Origin of the sequence: Imtechella halotolerans (genome assembly GCF_028743515.2) — a bacterium.
Taxonomy (GTDB): Bacteria; Bacteroidota; Bacteroidia; order Flavobacteriales; family Flavobacteriaceae; genus Imtechella; species Imtechella halotolerans.
In genome coordinates this window covers 3,071,263-3,084,191 of the sequence record NZ_CP117969.2, presented here as the reverse complement: position 1 = coordinate 3,084,191, position 12,929 = coordinate 3,071,263, and the positions used below count along the sequence as shown (strand labels likewise).

Sequence of the window (12,929 nt, the reverse complement as noted above, 5' to 3'; positions counted from 1 at the left end):
CAACATTATTATTATAATTTTTACCACAAATCAAGCGACAACATTAATCGTATTGGTTTGTGGTAAAATAGCCTACTTTTTTCTTCACAAAAAAGATAACTGTATAGCTACTTTTCCAATTTAAATAATTTAAAATGACATAAAGGGGTACCTATTCTGTAACGACAAAATAGTTCCCTCCAATTGTTTTAAAAATTTTTTATGCGCATCTGTATCTGGGTTAAATGGGCGATGTAAAAGTCCCTTACGTATCTTTTCAACCTCCTGCATAATTTTACTAGCTTCAGAAGTAATCCAGGACTCTACTAGACGTCCCCAGATATAATCAATAGCTATTGAATTTGGATGTATCATATCTTCTGAATAAAAACGATAATCGCGCAACTCATCCATAACAATTTCATATGCAGGGAAGTAGGACAACCTACTACCTTCATTTCTAACATCATTTAATGAATGAACTGCCGCAATAAGATGTGCTTTACTCCTTTGATTTTCGACATACCCATCCTTTAAATGTCTTACTGGAGAAACTGTAAATACAATACTCAAATTAGGGTTGTACGATCTTAACAATGACACAATATTTCTTAAACTCTCAGTAATTTCATGCACAGTAAGCAAATACTTCTTAAACGATTTCTGTGGAACCTTATGACAATTAGCAACAATTGCATTGTTAGATATTTCTTTATATACCCATGAAGTTCCCAAGGTAATAATAAAATGAGAAGCCTCTTTCAAAGATGCACCAAATAATTCAAGTGCCTCATTCATTGAATTTAGCATCAAGTCCTTGTCTGAATGACTCATCTCAGAATGAACTTCATAGGAATGCCAGCACTCATTATGGTAAAAAATATCCTCCTCTGTAAAAGACCTATTGTTTAGGCCTCTTTCTATAAGGTTTTGAATAGAAACAGGATTAAATAATATACCTAAAGGATTAACAACATGTTTAAAATTGTAAAAAGCAAGTTTATCCGCCACATTTTCTGCGAAACAAGACCCCACTAAAACCAATTGCGATTGATAATCAATCTTGCATTCCATTGGGCTTATCGGGACAATCGTTCTAAAATCCATAGCTTAATTTTCATCAAATGAATTGAAAAAAATAACACAATCCAAAAAAAAGCCCGGTGAATATACCGAGCTCTAATTCTATTGAATATATGTAATTGCCTTACCTAATGCTTCGGGTATTCCTTCCGCAAATTTTCCACCTGCTGTGGCGAAAAATGGTTGACCTCCACCTCCGCCTTGAATAAATTTTCCTAATTCACGGACAACCTGACCTGCATTAAATCCTTTACTAGCCACCAATTCCTTTGAAATATAACAAGTAAGCATAGGCTTATCTTCATTTACTGTGGCGAGTACCACAAACAAATTGTCCTTATTACTTCCTAGTTCATGCACTAAATCTTTGGCACCAGCAGCATCTATATCAACCTGAACCGCTAAGAAATCGACACCATTGACGCTTTGGATCTGTGAGATTAATTCTCCTTTTAAGTTTTTTGCTTTGTCCTTAAGTAACTGCTCTAATTGTTTTTTCAACTTAGTATTTTCATCTTGCAATGAGGCCACAGTTTTTGTTATGTCTTGAGGGTTTTTCAACATTCCCTTTATTTGATATAACAACTCATTTTGTTCCATTAAGTGTTGTTTTGCAAACTCATTTGTAATGGCCTCAATACGACGAACACCTGCAGCTACAGCACTTTCTGAAGTAATCATGAAATGCCAAATATCTTTTGTATTTTCTACGTGAATACCACCACAAAGCTCCATACTTTTTCCGAACTTAATGGCACGGACAGTATCACCATATTTCTCTCCAAACAGTGCCATTGCACCTTCATCTAATGCTTGTTGAAAAGGTATATTTCTTCTCTCCACCAGAGGTAAAGCCTCCTGAATACGGGCATTTACAAAATCTTCAACTTGTTTTAGTTCAGTTTCAGTAACTTTTGCAAAGTGAGAAAAATCAAAACGTAAATAGGAATTGCTTACCAATGAACCTTTTTGTTCTACATGAGTTCCTAATACAGCCCGTAACGCCTGATGCAATAAATGGGTAGCGGAGTGATTACTGGATACATTTTTTCTAAACTCACTACTCACTACAGCTGTAAAAAGACCATCAAGATTGCGGGGTAATGTTTTAGTAAAATGAATAATTACATTATTTTCCTTCTTAGTGTCTTCAATATATACAACTTCCCCATTAGAAGCTTCAATGAAGCCTCGATCTCCAATTTGACCTCCTCCTTCAGGATAAAACGGCGTAATATTGAAAACCAATTGATACATTTCCCCAAATTTTTTATTTTCAACCTTTCTGTATCTAGTGATTTTAACCTTTGTGGTAGTCATATCATATCCAACAAACTCCTCGACATCATCATCATACAATATTTCCCAATCACCTGTTGTTACTTTAGATGCAGCTCGAGATCGATCTTTTTGCTTTTGAAGTTCCTCTTCAAACTCCGACTCATTCAATGAATACCCCTTTTCTCTTAAAATTAAAGCTGTAAGGTCAATTGGGAACCCAAATGTATCATATAATTCGAAAGCTCTTTTTCCGGAAACTTCCTTTCCCGAAGTTGATGCAATAACACTGTCTAACAATACCAATCCTTGATCTAATGTTCTCAAAAAAGAAGCTTCCTCCTCTCTGATTACTTGTGTTACCAAATTCTGCTGTGTTTTAATTTCAGGGAAAAAATCACCCATTTGACCACTAAGCACTTCAACCAATTTGTATATAAATGGTTCCTTCCTATCCAAGAAAGTAAATCCATATCTAATAGCACGACGCAGAATTCTACGAATCACATAACCAGCTCCTGTATTGGAAGGTAATTGTCCATCAGCAATAGCAAATGCTACGGCCCGAACATGGTCTACAATCACTCGGATAGCAATATCCGATTTTTCATTGGCCCCATACTTTACATTTGTAATAGTTTCTACCTCACGAATCAAAGGAGTAAAAACATCTGTATCATAATTAGACACCTTACCCTGCATAGCCATACACAAACGTTCAAATCCCATTCCTGTATCTACGTGCTGCGCTGGTAATTTTTCAAGGGAACCATCAGCCTTACGATTGAATTCCATAAATACCAAATTCCATATCTCAACAACCTGAGGATGATCGGCATTCACTAAACCATAACCTGGAACCTTTTCTCGATCCACTTCAGACCGTAAATCAATATGAATCTCAGAACAAGGACCACATGGCCCTTGGTCTCCCATTTCCCAAAAATTATCCTTTTTATTTCCTTTGATAATTCTGTCTTCGCTAACAAATTGTTTCCATAAATCCCAAGCTTCTTGGTCAAAAGATACATTTTCTTCTGGACTCCCTTCAAAGACAGAAACGTACAAACGATCTTTATCTAATTTTAAAACATCTGTTAAAAATTCCCATGCCCAAGCAATTGCTTCTTTTTTGAAATAATCACCAAAAGACCAATTACCCAACATTTCAAACATTGTATGGTGATAAGTATCAAATCCTACATCCTCCAGATCATTATGCTTACCTGAAACACGAAGACATTTCTGGGTGTCCGCTATACGGTTACTTTTCGGAGTAGCATTTCCCAAAAAATATTCTTTAAACTGGGCCATACCCGAGTTGTTGAACATTAGTGTAGGATCATCCTTTAAAACAATAGGCGCTGAAGGCACTATTATATGTTGCTTACTTTCAAAAAAGCGTAAAAAAGCAGTTCTTATTTCTTGAGAATTCATAGAATTTATCTTAACCTTTACCTAAAATATAGGCTAACTCTAAAACAATTTTTATATTTGTTCGTTAGCCATCTAACACCTGCACTTCAACATCTTGCAGGACTGCAAAAATAGCATATTTTAAATTATGAGTAAGGTAAAATATTATTACGATACGGAAACCCTTTCCTATAGGAAAATTGAACCCAGAAAAGGGCGTAAGCTTCGTAACGTTTTCCTTTTTTTGACAGCTTCAATGCTTTTTGGATTTATAGGAATGTTCATACTTCTAAATACAAATTTTTTAAATACTCCTCGTGAATTAGCACAAGCCAGAGAGCTGAAGCAATACGAAATTCAATATGAACTTCTTAATAAGAAATTAGCCCAAATTGAAGAGGTCCTTCATAATATTGAGGACAGGGATAATAATCTCTACCGACTGTATTTTGAAGCAAATCCAATTCCTGAAGAACAACGAAAAGCAGGTTTTGGAGGTATTAACAGATATAAATCCCTCGAAGGCTACAACAATTCCGAGATGATCATCAGTACCACGAAACGTCTTGAAATATTACAAAAACAGCTTGTTGTACAATCCAAATCACTAGATGAAATAACACGATTAGCCGCGGATAAAGAGAAATTATTAGCTGCAATACCTGCCATTCAACCAATACTATCTAAAGACTTGACTAGAATGGCCTCAGGATATGGATGGCGAAGTGACCCGTTTACAAAAGCTAGAAAATTTCATTACGGCATGGATTTTACAGCTCCTAGAGGCACTCCGATTTATGCAACTGGTGATGGGGTGGTTGAACGCGCGGACAATACAGCTGCAGGATATGGCGAACACATTCGAATCAATCATGGATATGGCTATGTTAGCTTGTATGCACACCTAAGTAGATACAATGTACGAAAAGGACAGCGTGTAAAACGAGGTGACCTTATTGGATTTGTAGGAAGTACGGGGCGCTCAGAAGCACCGCACCTACATTACGAGGTTTTTAAAGATGACGAACGCATTAACCCTATTAACTTCTACTACGGAAGTCTTACTGCTGCCGAGTTTGAAGAAATGCTTCGCAATGCTGCTCAAGAAAATCAATCATTGGATTAATGCACATCAACCTACCTGAAAAACGCTACTACAGTATTGGCGAAGTTGCCAAAGCATTTAATGTAAACACCTCCTTAATACGTTTTTGGGAGAAGGAATTTGATGTAATAAAACCAAAAAAGAACGATAGAGGAACTAGGAAATTTACTCCTGAAGACGTTAAGAATCTTCAATTTATTTATCATCTAGTTAAAGAACGTGGATTTACCCTCGAAGGAGCGAAAACACACCTTAAAGAAGAAAAGCACAAATCAATGTCTAAATTCGAAATCATTCGTAAATTAGAACACATAAAAACGGAATTACTAAAAATCAAAAACGAATTATAGCTATGAACACTGCACTAAAAAAATGGTTGCCATTATTAATAATTGGAGGACTTGCACTTATTCTCTTTACTTGGTACATAAGAGCGAATAATGACATAGTCGAGATGAAAGGTCAAGCCGAAAAACAATGGGCTAATGTTGAAAGTGCCTACCAACGTCGTAGTGATCTTATTGGCAATCTTGTCAAAACAGTTCAGGGTGCAGCAGACTTTGAACGAGGTACACTTACAGATGTAATTGAAGCTCGTTCTAAAGCAACTTCTGTTCAAATAGACCCCACTAACATCACTCCAGATCAATTAGCGCAATTTCAAGAAGCACAAGCCGGACTTACCTCAGCACTATCAAGACTTTTGGTAACTGTTGAGCGATATCCAGAATTAAAAGCCAATCAGAACTTCTTGGAATTGCAATCGCAACTAGAAGGCACTGAAAACCGTATCAATGTGGAGCGAAATAGGTACAATGAAACTGCTGGTAACTTCAATATCTTTATTGAAAAAATCCCTACCAACTTTGCTGCAGCTATTAAAGGCACTCAAAAACTAACCCTATTCAAATCAGAATCAGGAGCAGAAAAAGCGCCAGATGTAGAATTTAACTTTAATTAACGATGTCTCACGTTGAAGATTTTTTAACACCTAATGAAGAAGCTGAAATTGTTGAAGCCATTCGCAAAGCTGAGCAAAAAACTTCAGGTGAAATTCGCGTGCACATTGAAGCCCATACAGACCAGGACCCTTATAAACGTGCGATGGAAGTGTTTCATTTGTTAAAAATGGACAACACCAAGGAAGCAAATGGGGTATTGATATATATAGCTGTTGACGATAAAACCTTTGTAATCTATGGAGACAAAGGAATTAACGATGTAGTACCATTCGATTTTTGGAATACCACTAAAGATCAAATGGTACTTCATTTTAAAACAGGTCAATTCAAAGATGGAATCATCGCTGGGATTATGCAGGCCGGCAAGGAACTTCAAGTTCATTTCCCTTGGAGCCATCAAGATAAAAATGAATTGCCCAACAATGTTTCTAAAGGAAAAATATCTTCGTAATCGATTTTAACATTACTCTTTTGAATATTTTTAAAAACAAATATATACTTCTATTTGGACTACTATCTACCTTTTTAAGCGCATCACTATATGCTCAAGATGTTTTAAAAAAGAAGTATTCCGATAAAGCTGTACAGGACTACGTAGGTTTGCTTTCTCCATCAGAAACAAATGCGTTAAATCAGAAGCTTACAGCCTATGCAGATTCAACCTCAACTGGCATAGCCATCGCGATTACCAATAGTGTGGAAGACGATATAAATTATTACGCTGCACAGGTATTAACTAGCTGGGGATTAGGGCAAAAAGGAAAAGACAATGGTGTACTGATGCTTATGGATATTAAGCAGCGAAAGATAGCCATTTCCACAGGGTATGGTGTTGAACACTTACTTACCGATGCACTGTCCAAAAGAATAATTGAAAATAACATATTACCAGAATTTAAGAAAGGAAATTATTACGGAGGACTAGACCAAGGATCTACTGCCATAATCCAAGTTCTAGAGGGTGCTTACACCAATACCAATCCCAAAAATGACATTGATATTAGTTCCATACTTCCCATTATTATCTTTATCATTATCATCCTTCTTCTGGCAAACAAAAAACAAGGCGGAAGTGGAAACCGAGGCCATAGAAGTTCAGGCATGGATCTTTCTGACATCATTATTTTAAGTAATATGGGTCGAGGTGGATTTGGCAGATCATCTGGCGGAGGATTTGGAGGTGGCGGCTTTGGTGGTTTTGGAGGAGGAATGGGCGGCGGAGGCGGCGCCAGTGGAGGATGGTAGCATTTAATAGTACTAACAACTCTATACTTACAATAAAACAACAGCCACTTAAAAGTGGCTGTTGTTATTTATATGTTTTACATATGCATCATACGCATAGAGCCTCCAGGACCTCTACCTCCACCAGGTCTTTTCCCTCCAAACTGATCAAACTTAAAGGTAAAGCTAGCCATAAAATAACGTTTTAAAACCGTTCCCTGAGTATCTTGAATGTAATCCTCAGTTGCCGTACGACGTGTATTAATATTTTGATCTAGTAAATCATAGGCTATTAATTTCAAATTCCCTTTATCATTCCACAATTTAAGTCCAAGACTCATATTCCAAAAAATAGCGCTTTTGTCAAAATTATCAGATACACTTCCATTATAATTATACGTAATATCGTTACCCCATACAACGTTTTTCGGCCAATAAGTTGTAGCTCTTACTTCAAAGGTATGTGTCATAAAATTTATGTCTTCAAAACGGTCCAGACTATATGTGGTCTTATTAAAACCTACAGAATAACCCGGGTTAATTTCGAACTGCTCCTTATAGTTAAAAGTCAATCCCACATTAGGAGCATAGTTAAATGTTTTCGAAGTAAACTTTACATTATTATTAAAGCTAATATTATTATTTAAAGAAGCATTCCCTCCTATTCTAAATCGGTACATAACCCCTTCTTCACTTTTATACTGCTTGTTGAAGTGACCTCCGATATTTCCCGAATAATTACCATTAACATTTGTATAGGTGGTCCTACGCAAGAAATTCTCGTCTGTAATCGTTGTATTTGTAATACGATCATTATCGAAGTTAAAAGAACCAAACATAAATATCCCACTACGTGTTCTAAAATCAAAATTGTTATAATTCATAAAGAAGTTATGACTGATAGTAGGTTTCAAATCTGGGTTACCTACGATAATATTCAATGGGTTAGAAATATTTTCGATTGGTTGCAACTGACTTACTGAAGGAACATTTGCCGAGCTTCTATAATTGGTAGAAAATGACTTACCGCGATCTAAACGATACCTAACATTGGCGTTGAAAAGGACATTATTAAAATCCTTCTCAAAATCCACTAACTGTATGTAATCATTATTCGAAAGACGGGTATTAACCATACGGCTCCCCAATCCCACACTCAACTTTTCTCCTTCATAATTAAACCCTGCAGAAGGGGAATGTTGCATGCTTTTAAATCTAAAATCTGAACTCAAGGCCTGATTAAAGCTACTATATTCACCTGTAACATTATCATAATCATTTACAATGCGAGAATCACTTCTTAAACTATTATCAAAACTATACCCCAGGTCCAAAAACAATTTCCCTATCAATGCTTGTCTCCATTCCACATTAGCATTCCAAGAATCACTCTGATTATCAGTTTTGGTAACTTGATCCCGGATTAACGTACTTGGATTATTTCCATAAACATTATTCTCAGACAATAATTTAGAGGTACCGTCAGTTCGAGAATTGTCATTTGAAAATCCAAACTTTAAATAGTTCCCTTTACTGTTAAGTTTACGAATCAAATTAACATCATTGCTAAAACTCTTGCGATCATTTAAGCTATTGTTATTAGTTGAAGCATCGTTAATGACGTTGCCATCCTCATCTATTGAAACTTCCGTACGAACGTTTCTCGAATCACCTAATGAAGTATTAAAATTCGGTGATACGGTGAGGCGTGTCATTGAATCCAACTGAAAAATAAGACGTGCATTAGCTCGATGTGAATCAGAACCTCCATCACTATGAGATTCACTGTTGGTGAAAAACCGTCTGTCTGGAAGTATATTTTCTCGTTCTGTCTTGCTATCATTGTATGTTTCACTTGAAGCAAAGAAATAATCAGCTGTTATTTCAGTCTTATCCGAAAGTTCATCAGCATAATTCCCACCGACATTATAAGAGGTTGTTATCCCTTGTCCACCTCCAAAATTCATCCCTCCTATATTAAAACTTCCTCTGGAATTAAAAGACACTCCTTGCCCTCTTCTACCTACAGCATCAAAAACCTCATCAAAAGAAAAACCAGCACTATTAATGTTATTTCCACCCGCTAAAATACTAAAGCGTTGTTTATCGTTGAAATAATTCGCCACACCACTAAGTTGATATCTTTCATCAGTACCATAACCCGCTGTAATTCGGCCCATGTATCCCTTATTCTTATCCTTTTTTATGGTAATATTCAGTGTTTGCGTATCCGATGTTGATTGACGTCCCGTAAAACGCTCAGTCTCACTCTTCGTATCCGTAACCTGTATTTTGTCTACAATATCTTTTGGAAGGTTTTTAGTTGCTATTTTTGGATCACTACCAAAAAATTCCTTTCCATTTACTAGTACGCGATTAACTTCTTTCCCATTTACTGTTATCTTACCATCACTATCAACCTGTGCCCCGGGGAGTAACTTTATTAAATCTTCTACGTTAGCATCCGGCCTAGTCTTAAATGATTCCGCATTAAATTCTAAAGTATCTTTTTTGACAATTATCGGCGCACGATCTGCAACAACACTTACCCCTTCCAGCGTAATTGATTCTATGTCTAGCCCAAGGACTCCCATATTTATAGTAGAACCCTTTAATGTTATCTCTTTACGCAAAGTACTGTACCCCGTAAATGAAATTGCTAAATTCACTTTTGGCGCCTTTGTACGTAGCGCTAAGTCAAAAGTACCTTTCTGGTTAGAAATAGTATAAGAAATTAAGGCACTGTCAGATAAGGACTCAGCATAAATTGTAGCTGCCTCTAGTGGTTGTTTTGTAGTTTTATCAACTACTGATCCAATAATTTTGTATTCTTGGGCTTGAACAATACTAGCAAAAAACAATGCTAGAAAAAGAATTTTTTTGGCCATTAGGTTTTAATATTAGATAAAAAATAAGGGTTTGCAAAAACAAACCCTCTAAAAGACTACTATTTAGGTAAATAGTTTAAATCTATTATGTTATTTTTTTCTTAAAACTTACATATTCCAAGGAAATTACTTCTTTCTGAAATAGACATCAATAGGGACCCCATGAAAATCGAAATGCTCTCTCAATTTATTTTCAATAAAACGTTTATAAGGTTCCTTTACATACTGAGGTAAATTAGCAAAAAAGACAAATTGAGGAGTAGGGGTAGGTAATTGAGTACAAAACTTAATTTTAATATATTTTCCTTTGAGCGCAGGTGGTGGATAATTCTCAATAAGGGGAAGCATTAATTCATTAAGCTTAGAGGTTGCAATACGCTTACTTCTATTTTCATATACCTCTACAGCTTTCTCTATTGCTTTAAAAATACGTTGCTTATTAAGCACTGACATAAATATAATCGGAACATCTGTAAACGGAGCAATTTCCTTGCGAATTTGAGCTTCATATTCTTTGGCCGTATTGGTTTCTTTTTCTAGCAAATCCCATTTATTTACTAAGATTACAACACCCTTACGATTGCGCTCAGCTAGCCAAAAAATATTTGAATCCTGTCCTTCAAAACCACGAGTTGCATCAATGATAAGTATACAAACATCTGCGTGCTCTATGGCTCTAACAGAACGCATAACTGAATAAAATTCCAAATCTTCTTTGACTTTAGATTTTCTTCGAATTCCAGCCGTGTCTACTAAATTAAACTCAAATCCAAACCTATTATAACGCGTATCAATTGCATCACGAGTGGTGCCTGCAATATCTGTCACAATGTACCGATCCTCTCCTATTAAAGCATTTATAAATGACGACTTTCCAGCATTTGGTCTACCAACCACCGCAAATCTCGGTAATGAATCTTCTTCAATAGTTTCGCGTTCTGGCAACACCTCTACTATGGCATCTAAAAGCTCTCCAGTCCCACTACCATTTATTCCCGATAACGTATAATACTCCTGAAAACCTAATCCATAAAACTCAACAGCGTCAGCTTCTCTCATGGCATTATCGACCTTGTTTACAGTAAGAAAGACGGGTTTTTTAGACTTTCTAAGTAAGTGTGCTACTGCCTCATCCATCCCAGTAATACCTGCCTCAACATCAACCATAAAGATGATAGCATCGGCCTCCTCTATGGCTAGCTCAACCTGCTTATCAATTTCCTGTTCAAAGACATCATCACTACCTACTACATAACCTCCTGTATCAATTATAGAAAACTCCTTTCCATTCCAATCGGTTTTTCCATAATGACGATCACGGGTAACACCGCTAACTGCATCTACAATGGCCTCGCGACGTTTGATCAACCTATTGAATAAGGTAGATTTTCCAACATTAGGTCTTCCTACTATGGCAACAATTGCACTCATATATGTGATTTTATGGGGCAAAGGTAATATTTCCTATGCTCTTACAAAAGTACTGGCAATAATTGAGACAAAATTACAGTGGTTTCTATGGAGTAATTCCAATTTCATAAATAGAGACAGTACCACTCACCTCATTGGTAACTACTAATAGTGGTACTCCAGTTGGGCTATCAGTTCTAGAAATAACCAATAAACCTTCAGGGGAAATATCACCCTCCTTCAAGACCCATTCTAGATACACAGGACTTCTTGGATTACTTATATCATAGACAATTACTCCATTTGTACGCTCAAGCCCAACAAAAAGAAGCCTTCTATCACCTTCCTCCCAAACAGCTAATGCCTCAGGTTCAGGACCTGAATCATCACTACGGGTGTCCCCTTGATTAAAATAAGGATGATCAATCGTATTTCTGGCAATTTCATTAGCAGAATCATAGACTTGTATTCCATCTCTATCCCATACACTAAATGAACGCACTCCAAAACTATACAATTCATTATAACTACCGTCAGATTGAACACCCATATCCTTTACTATACGCAATCTTCCTAGGGCTTCAGGTTGCTGTAGATCAAAAGCATGTGGGAAATTCCTAGCATCCAATCTCACCTCACCAACCCTAACTGCATCCTCAAAACCCGTGTACTTCCGAGTATCTCCCTCATTAGCAGTAATAAAAAAAGATTCACCATCGTGAACTACAACCACCACTGCATCAGGCATGAACAAACCTCTTACCGGCCAATTTCCTAGAACATTTTTACCATCCACATCACTTGAATCAAAACTATTTTCTGGGAAACTAAAGTCCTTATAGCCTAGAGGAAGTATACGCTCAATAGATTTTTCTTCAATATTAACGACAGCCACCCCGTTGTTTTCTTGAAGTGACACATACGCAATCTTAGAATCTGGTGAAATGGCTATATATTCTGGTTCAATATCTTCCGAAAATGTAGTATTCTTTCCAGATATCCGAAAATGTCTTGAAATCAATTTTTCTTTTTGGTTCTCAAATCCTGAAAAATCAAGAGTCCTAACACTACTGTCATACAAATCCACTATACTTACAGATCCCTTGGGATCAATAGTATAATCCTCATTTGGTTCTCCTTCATTAGCGGTTATAACATACCTTCCTGAGGGTGAAAAAGCAACCATATCCGGCAGAGATCCTACCTCAAATTCCTGTTTAAACAACATGGACTTAGTGTCAAAAATCACTAATTTACCAGGTAAATGTCCTTGATGTGCAGTAATGGCTACAGCCAGCATTCCATTATAAACAGCTACACTGTTTGCGTCACTACCATATGGCTTAATATCTATTGAAGAAAGTTTCTTAGGAGAGTTAATATCCAAGATATCGTACACAGATATTTCATGAGATTCATAATTGGCCGTAAAAAGACGTTGAGTCTTTTCACAATGTGCAGTTATTTCGGCCGAATTTACGCCTCCAATCTTATAGGTAACCAAATGTCTAACGGTGGATGATTGACACCAAGACCAAGTAACCATAAGGGCAGCCATCCAAAAAATATATTTTCGCATTAAGA

The 12,929-nt window shown here is 36.5% G+C and carries 10 protein-coding genes; 5 read left to right on the top strand and 5 right to left on the bottom strand.

Going from position 1 to position 12,929, the window contains the following annotated elements; translation table 11 throughout:
- Positions 1 to 129 precede the first annotated feature (129 nt).
- Both PT603_RS13610 and alaS read right to left on the bottom strand, forming a co-directional pair.
- A complete protein-coding gene (locus PT603_RS13610; protein WP_040488579.1) occupies positions 130 to 1,086 on the bottom strand; it encodes a GSCFA domain-containing protein in 957 nt (318 codons plus the stop codon).
- 78 nt (positions 1,087 to 1,164) lie between these two features.
- The gene (alaS, locus tag PT603_RS13605; RefSeq protein ID WP_008237853.1) at positions 1,165 to 3,777 is read right to left on the bottom strand and encodes an alanine--tRNA ligase; all 2,613 of its coding nucleotides are present in this window, start codon (positions 3,775 to 3,777) and stop codon (positions 1,165 to 1,167) included.
- A 127-nt stretch (positions 3,778 to 3,904) separates the two neighbouring features.
- On the opposite strand from alaS, the gene PT603_RS13600 reads away from it, so the two are divergent.
- From PT603_RS13600 to PT603_RS13580, 5 genes are read left to right on the top strand one after another with little or no spacing between them, the layout of a single operon-like run.
- The gene (locus PT603_RS13600; protein WP_008237852.1) at positions 3,905 to 4,882 is read left to right on the top strand and encodes a M23 family metallopeptidase; all 978 of its coding nucleotides are present in this window, start codon (positions 3,905 to 3,907) and stop codon (positions 4,880 to 4,882) included.
- Positions 4,882 to 5,211 carry a MerR family transcriptional regulator gene (locus PT603_RS13595; protein ID WP_008237851.1) on the top strand — a complete coding sequence of 110 codons (330 nt, stop codon included), beginning with the start codon at positions 4,882 to 4,884 and terminating at the stop codon, positions 5,209 to 5,211. Before PT603_RS13600 ends, PT603_RS13595 begins: the two co-directional genes overlap by 1 nt.
- Positions 5,212 to 5,213: 2 nt before the next feature.
- Positions 5,214 to 5,822 carry a LemA family protein gene (locus PT603_RS13590; protein WP_008237850.1) on the top strand — a complete coding sequence of 203 codons (609 nt, stop codon included), beginning with the start codon at positions 5,214 to 5,216 and terminating at the stop codon, positions 5,820 to 5,822.
- A gap of 2 nt (positions 5,823 to 5,824) precedes the next feature.
- Positions 5,825 to 6,274, top strand: a complete 450-nt coding sequence (locus tag PT603_RS13585; RefSeq protein WP_008237849.1) for a TPM domain-containing protein — start codon at positions 5,825 to 5,827, stop codon at positions 6,272 to 6,274.
- Between the two features lie 20 nt (positions 6,275 to 6,294).
- Positions 6,295 to 7,068, top strand: a complete 774-nt coding sequence (locus tag PT603_RS13580; RefSeq protein WP_008237848.1) for a TPM domain-containing protein — start codon at positions 6,295 to 6,297, stop codon at positions 7,066 to 7,068.
- A gap of 77 nt (positions 7,069 to 7,145) precedes the next feature.
- On the opposite strand, the gene PT603_RS13575 is transcribed toward PT603_RS13580, so the two are convergent.
- The 3 genes from PT603_RS13575 to PT603_RS13565 all read right to left on the bottom strand — a co-directional run bounded on the left by PT603_RS13575 (position 7,146) and on the right by PT603_RS13565 (position 12,924).
- Entirely contained in the window at positions 7,146 to 9,935 is a 2,790-nt protein-coding gene (locus PT603_RS13575) for a TonB-dependent receptor domain-containing protein (protein ID WP_008237847.1), read from the bottom strand.
- Between the two features lie 126 nt (positions 9,936 to 10,061).
- Positions 10,062 to 11,366: a ribosome biogenesis GTPase Der gene (gene der, locus PT603_RS13570; protein ID WP_008237846.1), complete on the bottom strand. Its 1,305-nt coding sequence runs from the start codon at positions 11,364 to 11,366 to the stop codon at positions 10,062 to 10,064.
- Between the two features lie 85 nt (positions 11,367 to 11,451).
- Positions 11,452 to 12,924 carry a choice-of-anchor I family protein gene (locus tag PT603_RS13565; RefSeq protein WP_008237845.1) on the bottom strand — a complete coding sequence of 491 codons (1,473 nt, stop codon included), beginning with the start codon at positions 12,922 to 12,924 and terminating at the stop codon, positions 11,452 to 11,454.
- Positions 12,925 to 12,929 lie beyond the last annotated feature (5 nt).

Excerpts from the sequence above, each read along its gene's own strand:
- PT603_RS13610 (WP_040488579.1), bottom strand. The coding sequence starts at position 1,086 with ATGGATTTTAGAACGATTGTCCCGATAAGCCCAATGGAATGCAAGATT.
- alaS (WP_008237853.1), bottom strand. The coding sequence starts at position 3,777 with ATGAATTCTCAAGAAATAAGAACTGCTTTTTTACGCTTTTTTGAAAGT.
- PT603_RS13600 (WP_008237852.1), top strand. The coding sequence starts at position 3,905 with ATGAGTAAGGTAAAATATTATTACGATACGGAAACCCTTTCCTATAGG.
- PT603_RS13595 (WP_008237851.1), top strand. The coding sequence starts at position 4,882 with ATGCACATCAACCTACCTGAAAAACGCTACTACAGTATTGGCGAAGTT.
- PT603_RS13590 (WP_008237850.1), top strand. The coding sequence starts at position 5,214 with ATGAACACTGCACTAAAAAAATGGTTGCCATTATTAATAATTGGAGGA.
- PT603_RS13585 (WP_008237849.1), top strand. The coding sequence starts at position 5,825 with ATGTCTCACGTTGAAGATTTTTTAACACCTAATGAAGAAGCTGAAATT.
- PT603_RS13575 (WP_008237847.1), bottom strand. The coding sequence starts at position 9,935 with ATGGCCAAAAAAATTCTTTTTCTAGCATTGTTTTTTGCTAGTATTGTT.
- der (WP_008237846.1), bottom strand. The coding sequence starts at position 11,366 with ATGAGTGCAATTGTTGCCATAGTAGGAAGACCTAATGTTGGAAAATCT.
- PT603_RS13565 (WP_008237845.1), bottom strand. The coding sequence starts at position 12,924 with ATGCGAAAATATATTTTTTGGATGGCTGCCCTTATGGTTACTTGGTCT.